Source organism: Bradyrhizobium sp. SZCCHNR1053 (assembly GCF_032381235.1).
Lineage (GTDB): Bacteria > Pseudomonadota > Alphaproteobacteria > Rhizobiales > Xanthobacteraceae > Bradyrhizobium.
Genome location: NZ_JAUHJM010000009.1, coordinates 237971 through 256970, shown reverse-complemented (window position 1 = coordinate 256970; position 19000 = coordinate 237971). Strand labels below are relative to the sequence as shown.

Genomic DNA, 19000 nt, shown 5'->3' with positions numbered 1-19000 from the left:
GCTCTCGCCGCTCTTGAACGGCCGATTCGTCATGCCCCCAAATCTTACCGTGAACACTGAGTTCTTGCCCAGCCTCGACGGTGCAAGCCCCGATGCTGCGACAAACTAACACGACGGGCAATTGGCGCATGACGGAGATGCGAAGAGTGCCCGTCGGGCAGAGTGCAACGTAGCTACTGCGATCATGTGAGAACCGTGAGAGATGTCGACGCGTATCGCAAGATGTAGGGCCTATGGGCCGGCCTCCCCGCCGGATGCCGTGATCCAAAGAACGCAACATAACAATCGTAGCCGCCGATCTCTTCCTCCAGCCAACAGTGCACGACGACGCCATATTCAGGGACACCATCCTCGACACCATCGTAACGGACCGCCGTTCCCGGCAACAGATATCTGTCAGGAGTAGATTGATTGCTGGACATGCGAACTTGTTCTTCCTCAATGCTGTCGTCCAGGCGAACCCGGCCGGGCTTGCACCAAACGGGCTCCATACTCACGGGATTTGGTTGGAGGGCGCGCACTCGTCGCTCAAAACGTTTTCTCACAATAACCTGCTGCGGTTGGGTCCCGGGTCGGCGCCGTACCGCGCTGTCGCGCGGCACGGCTTGCCCGGGACGACAGCGGAGGCGGGCCGCTATAGCTTTCTCTCGAAACACGCCGCCCTGAGTCCGCTTTGCTACGTCCGAAGGATTGCCCTACACATCTCCCCTCACCCAACAAAGAAATCCGATGCCCGACGTCCCGACCTTCCTTTTTTTCCTTTCCGCCGCGCTGGTCGTCGCGCTGACGCCAGGGCCGGGCATCTTCTACATCGTGGCGCGCACGCTGGCCGGCGGGCAGAGCGAGGGGCTGGCGTCCAGCGTGGGGCTCGGGCTCGGTGGCCTCGTGCACGTGTTCGCCGGTGGACTCGGGCTATCGGCGCTGATGATGGCGAGCGCGGAAGCGTTCACCGCACTGAAGATCGCCGGTGCCTTCTATCTCATCTGGCTCGGCATCAAGACCTGGCGTGAGGCCTGGGGCGCAGAACCGACCGAAGTAACGACGACCGGCAGCCGGCGCGCGTTTCGCGAGGGCATCATCGTCGAGGCGCTGAACCCGAAGACGGCGGCGTTCTTCCTCGCCTTCATTCCGCAATTCGTCGACCCCGCAGGGCATATCGGCGCGCAGTTCGTCGTGCTCGGGCTGATCTCCGTGGCGCTCAACACCAGCGTCGACCTGGTCGTGACGGTCTGGGCCGCCAAGGCGCGGCATCGTCTCGTCAGCCGGCCGAGCCTCGTGATGCGAATGCGGCAGGCATCGGGCGCCGTCATGTGCGGCCTTGGCGGCGCGCTGTTGCTGGCGCGGCGCACGAGCTGACGACCAGACTGGCATTGGCGCCAAGTCACGTTGGGCGCCAAGTCACGTTGCATACACACGTTTCCGCGGCGTGCCGGCGTGGCCGTGCCCGCGCACACGAGCCGACGCCACTTTGCGGCCACCCCTGCCGGGCTAGTCGCGATAGCGGCAGAGCTCGTCGCCATTCTCGTATTCGTAGCAGATCTTGACGCGCCGGTAGGGCCGATCCCCCTCGGAGCTGCGCGCGCGACGATCCATGTCGTCATCATCGCGCTGCATTCGCGCGTTTCGGCCCGTGGTGCGATGATCCATGTCCTGATCCATCATGCGGCCCATGCGATGCTGACGCATCCGATCCATGTCCATGCGATCCATGCCCATGCGGTCGTCGTCGCGCTGCTGTGCCGTCCAGTCGCGGTTCACCCGCGTGTCTTCGGCACTCTGGCGCTCGCGTTCACGAGCCCGGTCCGACTGCTGGGGCGTACGTTCCGGCTGCACCGGAACGGCCTGGGTTTGGCCAGCTCCCGGCGTGCTGTCGGCCTGCTGAGCGGACGCTCCCGCGGAGAGGAGACAAGAGGATATCAATAGGACGGTCGCTGCTGTCGGAACGCGCATGGTTCATCCTCCAAGAGAAGGCTGTCTAACCGTGCGGGTCAGCGTTGGTTCGAACGACACCTGCTCTTTCGATGCTGCACCGCAGAGCAGATGACAACCGGACGCAGAAGAGAGCTGGGAGGCTGAGCCAGGGCGGTCGCTGGTTGCTCTCTGGCGTCAGCCCGAGATCAGGTCGTGGTTGATTCCACGCCGGCGCCAATATCGCGCGCGCAGCCGCGGTGCGATCTGCCACGAGACAATGGCTGACAGCGCCACGCTCAGGGCAATCATGACCGGCATTGCGAGCATCGCGTGATTGCTGAGCGGCGTGAGAAGAATCGTCAGAACTCCCGCACCGAACAGCACGGCCTGAACCATCATGAAGACCATCGCCGAAATCTGTGTTCGCATGGACATTGCGGTCGCTCACGGTTGTTGCGCCTGCAAGTCAATGAAGTATCCGTCGAACAGTTCCGGCTCACCATGGTCTCGAGGTCGGACCCGTGTCGCCCGGCCGGCCGCAAGCCGGCCGGGGGCACGTCGTTTGCACTGCGGCGCTGACGGGAGACGGCAAGCTCGGCTGCGTCGTGCCGCCCCCGCCCGTCATTCCAGCTCGATCGCCTGGTAGGTGCCGGTCTCGTCGAGCGCGGTGCCCCAGATCTTGTGCGAGGCCTGATGCTCGGCGCGTCCGAAGGAGAGCTTGCTGCCGAGCCCGAGGTCGATGCTCTGCATCGACTCCAGCGTGTCGACCAGTCGCTCGGTCTCGAGCGGCGTTGTCTGCTTCAGCGCCTGGATCAGGATGCTCGCCGAGATGAAGCCCTCGAGCGAGGTGTAGTCCGGCGCCTCGCCGGGGAAGTACTTTTCCAGCGCGGTCTTGTAGTCGAGCACCAGGCTCGAATAGCCGGCGACCGATGGAACGCCCTGCGTGACGATGACGCCGTTGGTGTATTTCGAGCCGAGCAGCTTCAGCTCGGCCGCGAGCGACGACGATCCGACCGCCGAGATGTTGGCATAGATCAGCCCTGGAACCGCCTCGTGGGTCTTCTCGATGAATTTCGCCGCCGCGCGGTCGGTCGCGATCATGATCACGGCCTTGATCGGTGGCTTGGTCTGCGCCTTCAGCTTGCCGACGGCCTCGTCGACGTCGAGCGAGCCGCGCGGGAAGCCATAGCGGATGATCGGATCGGTGATGCCGAGCGCGCGGAATGCCTTGGCGACGCCGTTGGCGCCGTCGTCGCCATAGGCGTCGTTCTGCGCGAATACGGCGATCTGCTTCGCCGGGATGCGCTTGACCTTCATCAGGTAGCGCACGATCGCCGCGGTCTCTTCCGCATAGCTCGCACGATAGTTGAAGACGTAGCGGTCGGGCGGATCGCGGCGGACAACGGCGGAGCCGCTGTACGGCGCGAAGAACAGCGCGCGGCGCTCCAGCGCGTAGGGGATCGCCACCGCGTTGTTGGCGGTGCCCATGTTGCCGATATAGCCGAACACCTGGTCCTTCTCGTAGAGCTGCGTCATCGCACCCAGCGTCCGCGTGGGATCATAGCCGTCGTCGGCAGCGATCAGCCGCAGCTTGCGGCCGTTGATCCCGCCGGCGTCGTTGGCGCGATTGAAGGCGGTCTCGATGCCGAGCTTCATCTGGCGCGCGGACTCCTTGCGGACTCCGGAGAACGGGATGACGGTGCCGAACCGGATCTCGGTGTCGCTGACGCCGTGCGGAAGCGGAGGCGGCAGGTTGGCCGTGGGCTGCGTCGACGCGGCTGCGGTCGAGGGCGCCAGCGCGAAGGACAGCGACGGAGCCGCCGACTGCTGCTGGCTGAGCGACCGCTCCAACTCCGCCAATTGGCGTTCTGCGGTCTGACAGCTCACCTGCGAGGACGCGACCCGGCCGCGGCCCTCGGCGATGTAGCTGTTGAAGGTGCGAATGAGCCCATCGCGCTCGCCGCCGTTCGAAGAGCCCTGGCGGATCACTTCGCTGAACTGATCGATGATGGTCTGGACGCGCCCCTGGGCGATCTCGCGGCACGTCGCGGCCTGGCCGACGACCGGACCGACGCGGGCGGCGAGATCACGAACGACATCGGGGGAAATGGGAGCAGCGGAGGCGGCAGGGACGAAGAAGCAGGTTCCGAGAAGGAGCGCACACCAGCGAACGGTCATTTTGAACTATCCGTCTTCTTGTGATTGGTTGGCTAAGTTCACACCATGAGTCAGACAGGCTTCCTATTAAGGACAGGTTGCATGACACCGCAATATCCATTCGGCCGATCGCGGTCGCCTGGAACTCATAGCGGAGCGCACTGCTCGATCGTGTTTCGCGCCGTGTCGCGCAACCCGCCGAACTAACAGGCGGCACGAACGATTAGTTCTCAGAATCAACAGTTTGCCGCGGGGCATGGCGACCGGCTTCACCGGCCGGTCGAAGAGCTCAGCGCGATGCGCGAGCCGCCTCCGGAGCCGCCTGGACGCCATCGGGATGCCCGGACGAAGTTGTTCGCAGTCTTAACCAGCATTAACGCGAGACCATCAAATGCCGGGCGACGCCTTCAAGGCTGGGTCATCTTGCGCCGCAGTCTCGAGTCACCGGCGACGACATGCCGCAGCTCAGCATCCGATAACGACGAGGTGAGACTGAATTGACGGGAGAAGCGTCCTGATCCGCCGGCCCATCGCTGGCTCGCTGCCGATTTTGGCGATAGCAGCAGATCACAGCTCATAGCGGTGGGAAGAGGTTCGTGATGCCATGGAAGAATACGACGATGGAGTTCGGTGCGATCGCCAAGCTCTTCCACTGGACCGGCGCCGCGGCCTTCATCGCGGCCTATGCCGTCGTGTACTATGTCATCTGGTTCATGGACGACACTTCCCCGGACGCCTTGCCCGTGCTCAACGTCCATTGGGTGCTGGGCATGATCGTCGGCCTGTCCGTCCTGCCTCGCCTGCTGTGGCGGCTCGTCAACGTTCAGCCCGATCAGCCGCATGCATCACATGCCGAGGCGTGGCTCGCGCACGCCGCGCATTGGGGATTGTACGTGCTGCTGATCCTGATGCCGCTGACCGGCTATATCGGCACCGATGCCGCCACCGACTTCGGAGCGTTCGCGCTGCCGAACTTCCGTGAGACGGCGCTATTCGGCTGGATCGAGACGCGCTGGGGGATCACCTGGGAGGCGTTCGAGCCGCCGGTCGACGCAATCCACCATGTCGTCGGCAAATGGATCGCGTGGATCGTGGTGGCCCTGCACGTCGCGGCCGCGCTGTTTCATCACGTCGTCCGCCGCGACGGCGTCCTGACACGAATGCTGCCGGGCCGTTCGGTCGCGTGAACGATGCGCGACCCGTGACGACCGCTCTGCGATCCCCACACGATCGTCATTGCGAGGAGCCGCAGGCGATGAAGCAATCCAGAGTCCTCGTGCCACCCCGGATTGCTTCGCTGCGCTCGCAATGACGAAGATTCGAGCATCACCCTCAGTCCGCCGAACTACTTGTTCGGCAGGTTGGTCCTGATGTGCAGCTCGCGCAGCTGCTTCGTGCTGGCTTCCGACGGCGCGCCCATCAGCAGGTCCATGGCCTGCTGGTTCATCGGGAACAGCGAGATCTCGCGCAGGTTGGTGGTGCCACAGAGCAGCATCACGATGCGGTCGACACCGGCGGCCATGCCGCCATGCGGCGGGGCGCCATACTGGAAGGCGCGGTACATGCCGCCGAAGCGGTCGACCACCTCCTGCTCGCCGTAACCTGCGATCTCGAACGCCTTCACCATCGCCGCCGGCTTGTGGTTGCGGATGCCGCCGGAGGCGATCTCGTAGCCGTTGCAGGTGATGTCGTACTGGAACGCCTTGATGGTCAGCGGGTCCTGCGTCTGCAGCGCCTCCAGGCCGCCCTGCGGCATCGAGAACGGGTTGTGCGAGAAGTCGACCTTCTTGTCCTCCTCGTTGTACTCGTACATCGGGAAGTCGACGATCCAGGCCAGCTTGAACTGATCCTTGTCGGCGAGGTTCAGCTCGTCCGAGACCTTGTTACGGGCGAGGCCTGCGAACTTCCAGAACTTGTCGGGATCGCCGGCGACGAAGAATGCAGCGTCGCCCTCCTTGGTGCCGAGCTGGCTGCGGATCGCAGCCGTGCGCTCCGGACCGATGTTGTTGGCGAGCGGGCCTGCGCCCTCGCCGCCCTCGCGCCACATGATGTAGCCTAGGCCGGGCTGGCCCTCGCCCTGCGCCCACGAGTTCATGCGGTCGCAGAAGGCGCGGCTGCCGCCACCGGGTGCCGGGATCGCCCAGACCTGGTTCTTGGGGTCCTCGAGCATGCGCGCGAACACCTTGAAGCCGGAGCCGCGGAAGTGCTCGGAAACGTCGGCCATCTCGATCGGGTTGCGCAGATCAGGCTTGTCGGAGCCGTATTTGCGGATCGCCTCGGCGAACGGGATGCGCGGCCAACCCTTGGTCACCGGCTTGCCCTTGGCGAAGTCCTCGAACACCCCGGTGATGACCGGCTCCATCGCCGCGAACACATCCTCCTGCTCGACGAAGCTCATCTCGACGTCGAGCTGGTAGAACTCGCCCGGCAGGCGGTCGGCGCGCGGATCCTCGTCGCGGAAGCACGGCGCGATCTGGAAGTAGCGGTCGAAGCCCGACATCATCAGCAGCTGCTTGTACTGCTGCGGCGCCTGCGGCAGCGCGTAGAACTTGCCGGGATGGATGCGCGACGGCACCAGGAAGTCGCGCGCGCCCTCCGGCGACGACGCGGTCAGGATCGGCGTCTGGAATTCGAAGAAGCCCTGCTCCTTCATGCGCCGGCGCATCGAATCGATGATCGCGCCGCGCGTCATGATGTTCTGGTGCAGCTTCTCGCGACGCAGGTCGAGGAAGCGGTATTTCAGCCGGATGTCCTCGGGGTACTCCTGCTCGCCGAACACCGGCAGCGGCAGCTCGTCCGCGGGGCCGAGCACCTCGATGTCGGACACGTAGAGCTCGATCTTGCCGGTCGGCAGATCGTCATTGTCGGTGCTCTTGTTGTCGGCGCCGGCCGGGCGGCGGCGCACCTTGCCCTCCATGCGCACGACCCATTCCGAGCGCAGCTTCTCGGCCAGGCTGAACGCCGGCGAGTCCGGATCGACCACGCATTGGGTGATGCCGTAATGGTCGCGCAGGTCGACGAACAGGACGCCGCCATGGTCGCGGATGCGATGGCACCAGCCGGACAGCCGGACCGTCTCTCCGATGTTGCTCTCGCGGAGCGCGCCGCAGGTGTGGGTCCGGTAGCGATGCATGGTCGTCCTGAATGGTCGTCGTGAGGAGAAGGAATCGGCGCAGCCCTTAAAGGCGCGCTCCGAATGCGCGCAGGGTTTAGCCGAGCCGCCCCGGCGCGGCAACCGCAGGAACGGCTCCTTTTCCGCCTCGCAGCGGGGAAAAGGCCGCCTCGCTCGAGCCACCGATGCAACCAGGCGCGCTGCCGCCGAATTGAGCTGGTGCTGAAACGCTCATCTGGCGGCCGTTTGGGCTCGAAAAGCGGCCTCCTCGCGCCTATCTTGGACGGTATGACCGTGCATTTCCCCTTCCAGAACTCCTACGCCGCGCTGCCGGACAATTTCTTTGCCCGGGTGGCGCCGACCCCCGTCGCAGCGCCTCGTCTCATCAAGCTGAACCGGCCTCTCGCCGCGGAGTTGGGGCTGAACCCGGCCGAGCTGGAGACGCCGGAGGGCGCCGAGATCCTGGCCGGCAAGACCGTGCCCGAGGGAGCCGAGCCGATCGCGATGGCCTATGCCGGCCACCAGTTCGGGCATTTCGTGCCGCAGCTCGGCGACGGCCGGGCGGTCCTGCTTGGCGAGGTCGTCGACCGCAACGGCGTCCGCCGCGACATCCAGCTCAAGGGCTCGGGGCCGACCCCGTTCTCGCGCCGCGGCGACGGCCGCGCCGCGCTGGGGCCGGTGCTGCGCGAATACATCGTCAGCGAGGCGATGGCGGCGCTCGGCATCCCGACCACCCGGTCGCTGGCGGCGGTCGTCACCGGCGAGCAGGTCTATCGCGGCACGGCGCTGCCCGGCGCGGTGCTCACACGGGTCGCCACCAGCCACATCCGGGTCGGCACGTTCCAGTATTTCGCCGCGCGCCAGGACACCGACGCCGTGCGCCGGCTCGCCGACCACGTCATCAGCCGGCATTATCCGGACCTCGCCGGAACCGAGCGGCCCTACCACGCTCTGCTCGACGCCGTGATCACGCGGCAGGCGCGGCTGATCGCGGACTGGCTGCTGGTCGGCTTCATCCATGGCGTCATGAACACCGACAACACTTCGGTGTCCGGCGAGACCATCGATTACGGCCCCTGCGCCTTCATGGACGGCTATGACCCGAAGCAGGTGTTCTCCTCGATCGACGAGTTCGGCCGCTACGCCTTCGCCAACCAGCCGCGCATCGCGATGTGGAACCTGACCCGGCTCGCCGAATGCCTGCTGCCGCTGTTCGGCGACGACAAGGACCAGGCGATCAAGGAGGCCGAGGCGGCGCTCGACGGCTTTGCCGCCCAGTTCACCGACGCGCACCAGGCGGGGCTGCGCCGCAAGCTCGGCCTGTTCATGCAACGCGAGGGCGACCAGCCGCTGGCGCAGGCATTGTTCGATGCGATGGCGGCGGCCCGAGCCGATTTCACGCTGACGTTCCGCCGTCTCAGCGACGCCGCCGGCAGCGGCGATCTCAGCGAGGTCCGCGCCCTGTTCGAGGATCCCACGGACTTCGACGAATGGGCTCAGCGCTGGCGCCGGCGCCTCGCGGAGGAACCGCAGACGGCGGCGGAGCGGGGCGAGGCCATGCGCAAGGTCAATCCGGCCTTCATCCCGCGCAACCACCGCATCGAGGCGGTCATCACCGCGGCGGTCGAGAACGACGACTACGCGCCGTTCGAGGAACTTCATGCGGTGCTGGCCCGGCCGTACGACGACCAGCCGGACCAGGCCGCCTATGCCGAGCCGCCGCAGCCCCAGGAACGCGTGCTGCAGACGTTCTGCGGCACGTAAACGGCAAGCTCCCTGCCTTAACCTCGCGTCCACCATGGCCGGCGTCACGCCCGGGTCCTTAAGAAACGATCAACGCAGCCCCGACAAGTTGAAGCAACAAGTCGGGAGGTCGCGCACGTGGACGCGCTGGTGTTCGAATTCATGGGTCTGGCGATGATCGCCTTGTGCCTGATCGTGCTCGCCGTGCCCTCGGCGCGGCGGCCGTCGGGCCGCGTCCGGCATCACTGAGGCCACCCCGGACCGCCGATCGTCAACCATAGAGCGATCAGCTGACACCGGAGCGCTTGCGTTCCGGGCGGTTTGGGCCGACAAGCGAAGACGAATTTCGTTCCTTCCCCTTTGCCGACACCCTTGACTTGTCAGCGTTTTCGGACGACGGCGTAAGTGCCTCGTCATGGATCGTTCATGGACTTGATCACCACCACCGCGGACCTCGCGGCCGCCTGCGCCCGCCTCGCCCAGCACCCGGTCGTCACCGTCGATACCGAGTTCCTGCGGGAGACCACCTACTACCCCCTGCTCTGCGTCGTGCAGATGGCGAGCCCGGACGAGGCCGTGGTGATCGACGCCCTTGCCGAGGGCATCGATCTCAAAGCCTTCTTCGAGCTGATGGCGAACGAGAAGGTCCTGAAGGTCTTCCACGCCGCCCGCCAGGACATCGAGATCATCTGGCACCGCGCCGGCATCGTGCCGCACCCGATCTTCGACACCCAGGTCGCCGCGATGGTGCTGGGATACGGTGACAGCATCGCCTACGACCAGCTGGTCGAGCGCATCACCGGCCACCGCCCCGACAAGACCCACCGCTTCACCGACTGGTCGCGGCGGCCGCTGACCAAGGAGCAGGCGCATTACGCCGAGGCCGATGTCACCCATCTGCGCGACGTGTTTGCCGCGCTCGATGCCGACCTGAAGAAGCGCGGGCGAAGCGACTGGGTCAGCGAGGAGATGGAGATCCTGACCTCGCCGAAGACTTACGACTTCCATCCCGAGCGCGCCTGGGAGCGGCTGAAGACGCGGGTCCGCAAGCCGAAGGAACTCGCGGTGCTGATCGAGGTCGCGGCCTGGCGCGAGCAGGAGGCGCAGAGCCGCGACGTGCCGCGCAGCCGCGTGATGAAGGACGACGCGGTCGGCGACATCGCCACCCATGCCCCGACAACGATCGAGAAGCTCGGCAATCTGCGCTCGCTGCCCAAGGGCTTCGAGCGCTCAAGATGGGGCTCCGACATCGTCGCCGCCGTGCAGCGCGGGCTGGCGCGCGATCTCGCCGCCCTGCCCAAGCTGGAAAAGCCGCGCAACAACTCCAATGGCGCTGCGATCGTCGAGTTGCTCAAGGTCCTCCTGCGCATGACCTCGGAGCGCCATGCCGTGGCGAGCAAGGTCATCGCCACCGTCGACGATCTCGAGCAGATCGCCGCCGACGACAATGCCGACGTTGCTGCGCTGCAGGGCTGGCGCCGCGAGCTGTTCGGCGAGGCCGCGCTGGCGCTGAAGCACGGCAAGCTCGCGCTCGCGATCGAGAAGGGCCGCGTCGTCCGGGTCGACCGGGCCTGACGGGCATCGCAGCGGCTACGTCTTCCGGAGTTTGCCCAGTTGATTGCAGCAGGCGGCACGGCCGCCCATAATGCTGCCCATCATTCGGCGCTGGTCTGCCCCCTCAACTCTGCCTCGATTGTCTGAGACACCTCAACCAGAGCCATCGAAAGAATGTAGGCGCTGGTCGGCAGATTGAGCTGGCGCGCTTTCGCGATGGCCGCCTGGAGGCTGCTCGCCAGCTCTTTGAGCTCTTCCTCTCGGGTCATGTCGTGGTCTCGGTCCTGGAGCTGCCGCGTGAGCAAAGACGATTGCGAACCGCCGGAACAGAAGCTGCTGCGGCTGCTCAGCGAGAATCCGGTCGACCTGCACGTCGTCGAGGCCCTTCGCCTCGTCGTCGCGTTCAACAAGATCAGCGATCCGGCCGATCGCCGTATGATTATCGATCTGGCCGAACGACTCGCCTCAGGATGATACCGCCAATATCCGCCGCGGTCACACCGCGAGCCGGCCGCCGGCGCCGATAAGCTCGGCACTGTCGAGGACGCCGGCAAAATTGCCAATCACCTTGGTTACAACCAGCTTGTACAACGCAGCGTCGCCGGCACAAGCCTGCCGGCATGCGACGGCGTCTCCGATCACCTGATAGCGGTGGCTGCGGTGAAAACCGTCCACCACCGTCGAGAGGATCGTCTCGTCCAGCGAGAAGCCGAGCAGCACGCAGCGCATGCTGCGCATGTTCGCCATGTACTCGGCGAACCGAGCCGAGCTATAGGCCGACGGCAGTGGATGCTCGAACGCAAGCTCCCCTGGGGTCGGCTTGAAGTCCGGAAGCCAGTTCGTCAGGTTGGAGGCCGGATTGAACCAGGCCGCCTGTGCGATCCGCTTGAGATGGACGACCGGCCACAGGTTGTCGCGCCAGAGCGCGATCAACTGCCGGCACCGCGCCGTGACGACGTCGCCATCGGCGATCAGATGCCTGCGTCCCTCGGCGAGATATTCGCATTGCAGATCGGCGCAGACGAGAACCGGCGGATCCACCTCGGTGGCACCGAACAGATCTCGGCTCGACATCACTGTCTCGCTGCGGCGAAGTCGCGCAAGGGCGAGGACGCCGGCCGGCCGGCCGAGAGATCGAGCACGCCCGGCCGGTCCCAGTCCCCTTCCGGACGAATGATCATGTAGGGATCGCTGTCGAGCGTGATCGCGTCGTCGCACGGCTCAAGGTCCAGCACCATCTCAGTGTATGAGAAATCCGAGAAGGTGAGCTTGCGATTATGGCCGAGCGGCTTGGCGCCGAAATGCGCCCAGAAATCGACGAGACGATCCTGCGCGTGGCCATAGGCCTTCTTGAAGCCCTTGCGCCTGCAATAGTCGAGCGCCTCGCGAACCAGCTTGAACGACAGTCGCGAGCGCCTGTACTGATGGCGCACCGCGAGCCGCTCGACCTTGGCGAAGTCGCCGAAGAAGCGCACGCGCACGCATCCAGCCGGCTCGTTGCCGACGAAACCGAGGAAGTGGGCTGCAACCAGATCGTTGCCGTCGAACTCCTCTTCCATCGGACAATCCTGCTCGGTCAGGTAGACCGCCGAGCGGATCGCCGTGACGAGCATGAGGTCATTCGGATCACGCGCGATGCGCACCGTGATCGCGCGCGGATTTGTCTTTGCCGCCCTGGCCGAACTAATGCTTTGCATCCGCGATGCTCCCTTGTCCGAAACTCGTGATCGACTGGATCGAAGGCGCGATCATCTCGGGCAGCCGGTTCCACGGCCGCTGATACCACCAGAGATCGGGCTGAAAGCTTGGAACCGGCGTGAAGCCGAGTGCGCCGAGAAACCCGCGCCCTTCCGGACTCGACGGTTGTGCGTAGTAATCGGCGGCGCGAAATCTCGCGCCTTGCAGCGCCTGCGCGACGTTGCCGAGGCCGATTGCTCCTCGCCCTTGCGCCACGAGCGCCCAGACATAGATGGCAGCTACGTCTTCGTCCGGCCGCGCCAGAAATCTGCGCGGCGGATCATTCAAATTGAACTCATCCAGGAGCAACGCATCGAGGCCTGAGCAGTTGAGATAGAGGAAGGCGATGCCGCCGAGCAAGTTCCTGCCACGGTAGAGCGCGAAGATCGAGTCCGGATCGTGCCGCAAGAACTCCGCAAGTTCGTGTTCCGAGGCACGAACGCCCGGTATTTCCCGGCGTGCGAGCGCCGCGAGCTCGCCGAGCCGATCGAGCGTGACCGCCTGAGCCGTGACCCGATCCGTCCGCGGCAGCGCGTCGAGCTGATGTCGCAGCGTGAATTCTGTGCTTCCGCGGTGCAGGTTCTGCATCTATGTTTCCAGCTTGGCTTTGATAACGTCATCATACTTGTCGGGGCTGGAGTGTATGCGGCAACATTTGCATCGGGGTGCTGCATCCACGCAGCACAGGAAGTCTGACGAAACGCTTAACCCTTCATGGGAGGATTTGAGAGCATTTCTGCTTTGTACACGTCACCGCAGCTTCCGAAACGCGGCGGATGTTCTCGGACTGACCGGCACAACCCTGATGCGCAAGATCGACCGGCTCGAGGACGAGCTCGGATTCAAGCTCTTCATCCGTGATCAATCCGGCCTGTCGCTCAGCGACGAGGGACGATCGTTGCTGTTCGACGTCGAGCAGATGGAGCGGCTGAGCTTCAACATCTTCCGGCGCGCCTCGCTGTCGACCGACACTCAAGGGTCGGTGCGCGTCGCCGTGACCGAAGGCCCCGGCAATTTCTGGATCCTGCCGCGACTGATCGATTTCCAGAAGACCTATCGCAGGATCACGGTCGATCTGAGCTGCGCGATGCAGCAGGCCGACGTGTCGCGGCTGGAGGCTGACATCTCGATTCAGTTCGAACGACCGACCAACCCCGACGTGATCGTTGTGAAGCTCGGCCGTCTGCACATCTACGGCTTCGTGTCGGAAGCTTATCGCGACGCGCATGGATTGCCGACATCGCTGGCGGATCTCAAGAACCACCGCATCATCAAGCAGCACGGCATGCAGCTCGACGAGACGGGCTATGCGCGCATCCTCGGCTTGGAGTCGCTCGAGGGCATCGTCGGCATCTCCACCAATTCCAGCGTTGCCGTGCTCTACGCGGTCGAGCGCGGCGCCGGCATCGGCTTCCTGCCGACATCGGCGGTCGCGCTCGGGGCGCCGCTCGTTCCGGTCGATCTCGGCATCAACTACCACATGGATCTGTGGCTGACCTATCACAAGGAGTTTCGCAACTCCGACCGGCACAAGGTCGTCATCGACTGGCTGAAGCGCATCTTCGATCCGAAGGTCCATGCCTGCTTCCGGGACGAGTTCATCCATCCGCTGGAGCTCGTGCCTCTGATGGCGTCCGCGCGGGATATCGTCGGCTTCGGCGGCTACGTCGCGCCGAAACCGGTCTGACGACCTACCACTTCAACTCGACGCCGAGCGTCCCCTGATGCGACTGCAGCGCCGAACGCAGCTTCGCATCGTAGTTCAGATAGAGGCGTGACGTTCGGTTCAGGGATAGCGACAGTGCCGCGCCGGCGTCGGCGCCGTAACGGCCCTCGCCAAGGCCCTGCAGCGTGATGCTCTGCGGACCGAGGCTCACGGTCACCGCGCCGAGATTCTGGCTGAAATTGTCGACGAGCTTGCCATAGGCCGAGACGTCGAGGACCCTGCCGTCGACGATGAAGTAGCGGCCGAATTCGGCGCCGACGAGAACGCGGGCGCGCTCCAGCGAGGTGCCGCTGACCGACAGCGGATCGAGCCCACCCGATTCCTGGAATGCCGCGGTCGTGGCGCGCGTGTATTCGAAGGCGAGCTTCGGAACGATCCGGCTCTCACCGATGCTCCAGTAGTAGTCGAGCTCGCTCAGCACGCCCGTGATGTGGGCGCCGTAGACCGACGTCGCCGCACCGAGGCTGGTGTCGCGCCGCGCATTGATCCCGCCGAAGCCATGGACGATCGCGATCGCCCAGGTCCAGGGTCCCTGGTCGACCGAGGCGTTGAACCCGAACTGTGTGAGATCGAGCGTCGCCGATTGCAGCGCCAGCGGCACATCGACCCTGGTCCGGCTCTGGTCAACGGATAGTCCGACGTTCACGCCCGGCACGAGGCGCATGCCGATACCGGCGACCCCGCCCCAAGTCGTCCTCTTGTCGCCGACGAAGTCGCCTTGCGCATTGCTGCGGACCGTCACGCCATACGTCTCGCCCCAAGTCCGGAACCGAGGCTGTTCCGAAGCCTCCGGCGCACCCCCGCCCCCCGGATTGCTCCGCTGCAGCCGGGTGACGCCCTGCGTGGCCTGGGTGCCGAGCCGTTCGAGGAAGCTCGAGCCGAGATCGAGCACGGTTTGGCCGGACGAGCGTTCGGAACTGATCGCGCCCGGTGCAGGACTGGGCAGTGGGCTCGGCGTTGGTGTCGGGCTAGCGGCTATGCTCGGCAGGCTGGCCTGCGCGGCGCACGGCGAAGACGCGACGGCCATACCGAAGGCGACGAAGGCCAGCAGCGCCGCCCCGGGTACACGGGTGCACCGTCGCCTGCCCCGCTTGGCCGGAGATGCCCCGCGCATCGATGCCCCGTTCGCCGCCCGCTCGAATTCGCTTCAATATTGCCGCGTCGATTTGTCCGCAGTTCCCGATCGCGGTCAATGAGATTGACCATGCCGCGGCTGCACCGCAAGGATTTGTGGTTCCAGCGCCACAAGCCACGCAGTGCAGCAGCAGCCGGTAACGTGACGTCGCGACGCGTTCTCATCGGTCCGCCAAACTTGATATCGGCGGAAAATCGTGTTGCAATCTCCAGTACAATCGGATTGGCCGTTCGACTGTGCGTTTCGCGACTTCGGAAATTGAGCAGATCCCCGGAAGCCCGTTTGTGGCGTGGCACGCGTGAGCGTGGCCGCGTCTTTTTTTCGTCTAGACGAGGAGACAGCGATGCCGACCTACAAGGGCAGCGTGAAGTGGTTCAACCCGACCAAGGGATATGGCTTCATCAAACCGGCTGGCGGAGACAAGGACGTGTTCGTCCATATCTCGGCCGTGGAGCGTGCTGGACTGACCACGCTCAACGAGAACCAGACGATCGAATATGATCTGGTGGAGAGCCGCGGCAAGACGTCGGCAGAGAACCTGAAGCTCTCGTGAGCATCGTCCCGGCGGAGGGCGCCACAGCGCGCGCTCGCAAGCCAACTCACGAGTTCCGCGTCACGCTCGCTTGCCGCGGATGACCAGACTTCGTCAGCCTTGATGTGCCCCGGCCCCGCCGGGGATTTTTTTCGTCCGGCGACAGCTAACGGACGACGGGCCAGATCAGCGCGTCATCGGCCTGCACCACGGACGACGTCCGGCAGAGATCGCCTTCGAGCCGCACCAGGCCCTTGGCCAGCAGCTTCAGCGCCTCGGGATAGATGCGATGCTCGACGCCGAGAATGCGCGTCGACAGCGTGTCCGGCGTATCGTCGTCCCTGACCACGACCGCGCCCTGCATCACGATCGGACCTGCATCCGTCTCCGGAATGACGAAATGCACGGTGGCGCCTGACAGCTTGACGCCGGCACGCAGCGCCTGGCCGTGCGGATCGAGGCCGGGGAATGATGGCAGCAGCGACGGATGAATGTTGAGCATCCTTCCGTACCAGCGCTGCACGAACTCCGCCGTGAACAGGCGCATAAAACCGGCCAGGCAGATGATCTCGATGCCGCGTGCATCGAGCGCCTGCTGCAGTCTGGCTTCGAACCCTGCGCGGTCCTTGCCGAACGGCTTGCTCTCGATGATTTCGATCGCGACGCCGCTCTCCTGCGCTTTCTGCAGTCCGGCCGCATCGGCTCGGTTGGAGATCACGATGGCGACCTCGGCCGGAAAATCCGGCTGCGCCGCCGCGTGGATCAGCGCGGCCATGTTCGACCCACGGCCCGAGATCAGGATGGCGACGCGGCGCTTCATCGGCTCACTCGTCTCACAGAGCCAGATCGAGGGCGCCGGTGTAGATCACCCGCTCGTCGCCTGTCGCAGCAACGACCTCGCCGAGCCGGGCGACGTGCTCGCCATTGGCGGTGAACACCTCGATGACGGCATTGACGGCCTCGGCCTTGACGATCGCGATCATGCCGATCCCGCAATTGAAGGTGCGCAAGAGCTCGCGCTCGGCAATGCCGCCCTGCTCCGCCAGCCATTTGAAGACCGGCAGCACCGGCAGGCCCGTCAGATCAATCGAGACGCCGAGATGCTTCGGCAGCACGCGCGGAATGTTGTCGGTGAAGCCGCCGCCCGTGATGTGCGCGAGCCCCTTGACCGCACCGGTCTCGCGGATGGCGCGAAGGCACGACTTCACATAGAGCCGGGTCGGCGTCAGCAGCGCCGCGCCGAGAGTCAGGACCGGCGCGAACGGTGCCGGCGCATCGAAGCCAAGGCCGGACTGGGCGACGATCTTGCGCACCAGGGAGTAGCCGTTGGAATGCACGCCGGATGAGGCGAGGCCGAGAACCACGTCGCCGGCCGCGATGTCCGGCGACGGCAGCAGCATGCCGCGCTCGGCGGCGCCGACCGCGAAACCGGCAAGATCGTAGTCGCCGTCCTTGTAGAGACCCGGCATTTCCGCGGTCTCACCGCCGATCAGCGCGCAGCCGGATTCCCGGCAACCTTCGGCGACGCCGGCAACGATCGAGGCCGTCGCCTCCGGGTCGAGCTTGCCGCAGGCAAAGTAGTCGAGGAAGAACAGCGGCTCGGCGCCCTGCACGACGAGATCGTTGACCGACATGGCGACCAGGTCGATGCCGATGCCGCCATGCAGCCCGGTCTCGATCGCGATCTTCACCTTGGTGCCGACGCCGTCGGTCGCGGCGACCAGCACCGGATCCTTGAATCCGGCGGCCTTGAGGTCGAACAGGCCGCCAAAGCCACCGATCTCGGCATCCGCGCCGGCGCGGGCGGTTGCGCGCACCATGGGCTTGATCAGATCGACCAGACGGTTTCCGGCATCGATATCGACGCCCGAATCTGCATAAGTGAGCCCGTTCTTGCGCTCGGTCATGGTAAAAACCCCTAATCTGGCCGCTGGTTACGTCGGAATCCGGCCGCGCGCAATGGCTCGCAAGGGGCTCGTCCCCATACTATCTAGGAACCGTACCGGTTCGCCCTGTTTCGGAATCGGGTTGTCTTTTGATCGTTGTCGTCGGGACCCGCTGCGTGACCATTCCCCACAGTATCCCCAATCTGATCACGCTCGGTCGAATCCTGCTGGTTCCGATCGTCGTCTGGGCCATTGCGGCCGGCGAGATGGAGATCGCGTTTCTGGTCTTCGTGGTCGCGGGGGTGAGCGACGCCGTGGACGGCTTCCTGGCCAAGCGCTTCAACCTGCGGTCCGAACTGGGAGCACTGCTCGATCCCCTCGCCGACAAGGCGCTGCTGGTCTCGATCTTCGTCACGCTTGGCATCTGGGGCGCAATCCCGCGCTGGATCGTCATCCTGGTGGTCTCGCGCGACATCATGATCGTCTCGGCGGTGATCGTGTCCTGGCTGTTCGACCGGCCGGTCGCGATGAAGCCATTGATGGTGTCCAAGCTGAACACGGTCGCCCAGGTGGGATTCGCAGCGCTCGTGCTGGCCTCGCTCAGCTTCGGCTTCGAGCCCAAGCCCTACGATGTGGTGCTGATGGCGCTGGTCACGGTCTTTACCCTCGTGTCGGTCGGGCTGTATCTCGTCGACTGGGTGCGCCACATGAGCACCATCGAGGTCCGGTGATCCTCCGCTGAGGGCCCGTCCTGACCTCACGCACCCCACGATACGGAGCAATTCGACCTTGGCCGGCCATATCCCCCCTCGTCAGCTGGCCTTCGCACTGCCGCATGCGGAGAGCCTGACGCGGGACAATTTCTTCGAAGGTCCAGGCAACGCGGCCGGGCTCGCTCTGGTCGACGCCTGGCCGGAATGGCCGGCGCGGACCATGTTCCTGGTCGGCCCCGACGGCTCCGGCAAGAGCCACCTCGCCGCGATCTGGGCCGAGCAGGCTGGAGCCCGATCCCTGTCCGCGCATGCCCTCGAGGCGAGCGCGGTCCCTGGGGCGCTCGCCACCGGCGCGCTGGTGCTGGAGGATCTGACGGCAACCGATCTCGACGAGCGGGCGCTGTTTCACCTGCTGAACCTGGCCCGCCAGGACGAGGCTTTCGTGCTGATCACGGCGCGCGAGGCCCCGGCGGCCCTGCCCATCGCCCTGGCCGATCTGAGGTCGCGGCTGCGCGCCGTCCCGGTCGTCACGCTGCTGCCGCCCGACGACCAGCTGTTCCGCGCCTTGATCGTCAAGCTGGCCGCGGACCGGCAACTGGCGATCGACGAGACCGTGGTCAGCTATCTCGCAAGCCACATCGAGCGCTCCTATGCGGCGGCACGCCAGACCATCGCGCTGCTGGACAACGAGTCCCTGCGGCTCGGACGGCCGGTCACCCGGGCGCTGGCGGCGGAGCTGCTCCGCCCGCTGTGACCGGCGGCCATCTTGACGGCGGTTGGTGACGGAACCTCAA

General features: G+C 65.3%; 20 protein-coding genes. 9 read left to right on the top strand and 11 right to left on the bottom strand.

What is annotated here, in order from left to right; all coding sequences use genetic code 11:
- The first annotated feature begins 729 nt into the window (after positions 1–729).
- Entirely contained in the window at positions 730–1356 is a 627-nt protein-coding gene (locus QX051_RS21525) for a LysE family translocator (RefSeq protein WP_315777506.1), read from the top strand.
- 132 nt (positions 1357–1488) lie between these two features.
- Here the strand turns inward: QX051_RS21525 and QX051_RS21520 are convergent, their stop codons facing one another.
- The 3 genes from QX051_RS21520 to QX051_RS21510 form a co-directional block, all read right to left on the bottom strand.
- The gene (locus tag QX051_RS21520) at positions 1489–1950 is read right to left on the bottom strand and encodes a hypothetical protein (RefSeq protein WP_315777505.1); all 462 of its coding nucleotides are present in this window, start codon (positions 1948–1950) and stop codon (positions 1489–1491) included.
- 156 nt (positions 1951–2106) lie between these two features.
- Positions 2107–2307, bottom strand: a complete 201-nt coding sequence (locus QX051_RS21515) for a hypothetical protein (protein WP_315777504.1) — start codon at positions 2305–2307, stop codon at positions 2107–2109.
- A gap of 225 nt (positions 2308–2532) precedes the next feature.
- Positions 2533–4089, bottom strand: coding sequence for an ABC transporter substrate-binding protein (locus QX051_RS21510; protein ID WP_315739440.1), 1557 nt, complete (start codon positions 4087–4089; stop codon positions 2533–2535).
- Between the two features lie 578 nt (positions 4090–4667).
- Here QX051_RS21510 and QX051_RS21505 point away from each other — a divergent pair.
- Positions 4668–5255: a cytochrome b gene (locus QX051_RS21505; protein WP_315777503.1), complete on the top strand. Its 588-nt coding sequence runs from the start codon at positions 4668–4670 to the stop codon at positions 5253–5255.
- A gap of 158 nt (positions 5256–5413) precedes the next feature.
- Here QX051_RS21505 and aspS read toward each other — a convergent pair whose 3' ends face one another.
- Positions 5414–7201 carry an aspartate--tRNA ligase gene (gene aspS / locus QX051_RS21500; RefSeq protein WP_315777502.1) on the bottom strand — a complete coding sequence of 596 codons (1788 nt, stop codon included), beginning with the start codon at positions 7199–7201 and terminating at the stop codon, positions 5414–5416.
- Between the two features lie 267 nt (positions 7202–7468).
- Here aspS and QX051_RS21495 point away from each other — a divergent pair, with 267 nt between their 5' ends.
- Positions 7469–8944, top strand: coding sequence for a protein adenylyltransferase SelO (locus tag QX051_RS21495; protein WP_315777501.1), 1476 nt, complete (start codon positions 7469–7471; stop codon positions 8942–8944).
- Between the two features lie 405 nt (positions 8945–9349).
- Positions 9350–10498, top strand: a complete 1149-nt coding sequence (gene rnd, locus QX051_RS21490) for a ribonuclease D (RefSeq protein WP_315739434.1) — start codon at positions 9350–9352, stop codon at positions 10496–10498.
- Positions 10499–10578: 80 nt separating this feature from the next.
- Here rnd and QX051_RS21485 read toward each other — a convergent pair whose 3' ends face one another.
- Positions 10579–10746, bottom strand: coding sequence for a hypothetical protein (locus QX051_RS21485; RefSeq protein ID WP_315739433.1), 168 nt, complete (start codon positions 10744–10746; stop codon positions 10579–10581).
- A 28-nt stretch (positions 10747–10774) separates the two neighbouring features.
- Between QX051_RS21485 and QX051_RS21480 the strand changes: the two genes are divergently transcribed.
- A complete protein-coding gene (locus tag QX051_RS21480) occupies positions 10775–10951 on the top strand; it encodes a hypothetical protein (RefSeq protein WP_315739432.1) in 177 nt (58 codons plus the stop codon).
- A gap of 21 nt (positions 10952–10972) precedes the next feature.
- On the opposite strand, the gene QX051_RS21475 is transcribed toward QX051_RS21480, so the two are convergent.
- The 3 genes from QX051_RS21475 to QX051_RS21465 are packed head-to-tail and all read right to left on the bottom strand — an operon-like array spanning position 10973 to position 12802.
- The gene (locus tag QX051_RS21475) at positions 10973–11551 is read right to left on the bottom strand and encodes an isochorismatase family protein (RefSeq protein ID WP_315739431.1); all 579 of its coding nucleotides are present in this window, start codon (positions 11549–11551) and stop codon (positions 10973–10975) included.
- Complete coding sequence (locus QX051_RS21470; RefSeq protein WP_315739430.1) at positions 11551–12174, bottom strand: GNAT family N-acetyltransferase; 624 nt, start codon at positions 12172–12174, stop codon at positions 11551–11553. The genes QX051_RS21475 and QX051_RS21470 overlap by 1 nt, the downstream gene beginning before the upstream one ends.
- Positions 12161–12802, bottom strand: a complete 642-nt coding sequence (locus tag QX051_RS21465) for a hypothetical protein (RefSeq protein WP_315777500.1) — start codon at positions 12800–12802, stop codon at positions 12161–12163. The genes QX051_RS21470 and QX051_RS21465 overlap by 14 nt, the downstream gene beginning before the upstream one ends.
- 55 nt (positions 12803–12857) lie before the next feature.
- On the opposite strand from QX051_RS21465, the gene QX051_RS21460 reads away from it, so the two are divergent.
- The gene (locus tag QX051_RS21460; protein WP_315777499.1) at positions 12858–13901 is read left to right on the top strand and encodes a LysR family transcriptional regulator; all 1044 of its coding nucleotides are present in this window, start codon (positions 12858–12860) and stop codon (positions 13899–13901) included.
- 4 nt (positions 13902–13905) lie between these two features.
- Here QX051_RS21460 and QX051_RS21455 read toward each other — a convergent pair whose 3' ends face one another.
- Positions 13906–15054 (bottom strand): autotransporter outer membrane beta-barrel domain-containing protein, encoded by a 1149-nt coding sequence (locus tag QX051_RS21455; protein WP_315777498.1) that lies wholly within the window; start codon positions 15052–15054, stop codon positions 13906–13908.
- A gap of 364 nt (positions 15055–15418) precedes the next feature.
- Here QX051_RS21455 and QX051_RS21450 point away from each other — a divergent pair, with 364 nt between their 5' ends.
- The gene (locus tag QX051_RS21450) at positions 15419–15628 is read left to right on the top strand and encodes a cold-shock protein (RefSeq protein ID WP_315712366.1); all 210 of its coding nucleotides are present in this window, start codon (positions 15419–15421) and stop codon (positions 15626–15628) included.
- A 145-nt stretch (positions 15629–15773) separates the two neighbouring features.
- Here the strand turns inward: QX051_RS21450 and purN are convergent, their stop codons facing one another.
- Both purN and purM read right to left on the bottom strand, forming a co-directional pair.
- Positions 15774–16427, bottom strand: a complete 654-nt coding sequence (purN, locus tag QX051_RS21445) for a phosphoribosylglycinamide formyltransferase (RefSeq protein ID WP_315777497.1) — start codon at positions 16425–16427, stop codon at positions 15774–15776.
- Between the two features lie 13 nt (positions 16428–16440).
- Positions 16441–17514 carry a phosphoribosylformylglycinamidine cyclo-ligase gene (purM, locus tag QX051_RS21440; protein WP_315777496.1) on the bottom strand — a complete coding sequence of 358 codons (1074 nt, stop codon included), beginning with the start codon at positions 17512–17514 and terminating at the stop codon, positions 16441–16443.
- A 155-nt stretch (positions 17515–17669) separates the two neighbouring features.
- Here purM and QX051_RS21435 point away from each other — a divergent pair, with 155 nt between their 5' ends.
- Together QX051_RS21435 and QX051_RS21430 are read left to right on the top strand one after the other, a co-directional pair.
- Positions 17670–18224, top strand: coding sequence for a CDP-alcohol phosphatidyltransferase family protein (locus QX051_RS21435; RefSeq protein ID WP_315739423.1), 555 nt, complete (start codon positions 17670–17672; stop codon positions 18222–18224).
- A gap of 58 nt (positions 18225–18282) precedes the next feature.
- Positions 18283–18960 carry a DnaA ATPase domain-containing protein gene (locus QX051_RS21430; protein WP_315739421.1) on the top strand — a complete coding sequence of 226 codons (678 nt, stop codon included), beginning with the start codon at positions 18283–18285 and terminating at the stop codon, positions 18958–18960.
- The last annotated feature ends 40 nt before the right edge of the window (positions 18961–19000 follow it).

Bases quoted from the DNA above. Each gene is read 5' to 3' on its own strand.
- purM (WP_315777496.1), bottom strand. From the start codon at position 17,514: ATGACCGAGCGCAAGAACGGGCTCACTTATGCAGATTCGGGCGTCGAT.
- QX051_RS21450 (WP_315712366.1), top strand. From the start codon at position 15,419: ATGCCGACCTACAAGGGCAGCGTGAAGTGGTTCAACCCGACCAAGGGA.
- purN (WP_315777497.1), bottom strand. From the start codon at position 16,427: ATGAAGCGCCGCGTCGCCATCCTGATCTCGGGCCGTGGGTCGAACATG.
- aspS (WP_315777502.1), bottom strand. From the start codon at position 7,201: ATGCATCGCTACCGGACCCACACCTGCGGCGCGCTCCGCGAGAGCAAC.
- QX051_RS21485 (WP_315739433.1), bottom strand. From the start codon at position 10,746: ATGACCCGAGAGGAAGAGCTCAAAGAGCTGGCGAGCAGCCTCCAGGCG.
- QX051_RS21495 (WP_315777501.1), top strand. From the start codon at position 7,469: ATGACCGTGCATTTCCCCTTCCAGAACTCCTACGCCGCGCTGCCGGAC.
- rnd (WP_315739434.1), top strand. From the start codon at position 9,350: ATGGACTTGATCACCACCACCGCGGACCTCGCGGCCGCCTGCGCCCGC.
- QX051_RS21460 (WP_315777499.1), top strand. From the start codon at position 12,858: ATGCGGCAACATTTGCATCGGGGTGCTGCATCCACGCAGCACAGGAAG.
- QX051_RS21475 (WP_315739431.1), bottom strand. From the start codon at position 11,551: ATGTCGAGCCGAGATCTGTTCGGTGCCACCGAGGTGGATCCGCCGGTT.
- QX051_RS21510 (WP_315739440.1), bottom strand. From the start codon at position 4,089: ATGACCGTTCGCTGGTGTGCGCTCCTTCTCGGAACCTGCTTCTTCGTC.
- QX051_RS21470 (WP_315739430.1), bottom strand. From the start codon at position 12,174: ATGCAAAGCATTAGTTCGGCCAGGGCGGCAAAGACAAATCCGCGCGCG.
- QX051_RS21525 (WP_315777506.1), top strand. From the start codon at position 730: ATGCCCGACGTCCCGACCTTCCTTTTTTTCCTTTCCGCCGCGCTGGTC.
- QX051_RS21515 (WP_315777504.1), bottom strand. From the start codon at position 2,307: ATGGTTCAGGCCGTGCTGTTCGGTGCGGGAGTTCTGACGATTCTTCTC.
- QX051_RS21505 (WP_315777503.1), top strand. From the start codon at position 4,668: ATGCCATGGAAGAATACGACGATGGAGTTCGGTGCGATCGCCAAGCTC.
- QX051_RS21455 (WP_315777498.1), bottom strand. From the start codon at position 15,054: ATGCGCGGGGCATCTCCGGCCAAGCGGGGCAGGCGACGGTGCACCCGT.
- QX051_RS21520 (WP_315777505.1), bottom strand. From the start codon at position 1,950: ATGCGCGTTCCGACAGCAGCGACCGTCCTATTGATATCCTCTTGTCTC.
- QX051_RS21465 (WP_315777500.1), bottom strand. From the start codon at position 12,802: ATGCAGAACCTGCACCGCGGAAGCACAGAATTCACGCTGCGACATCAG.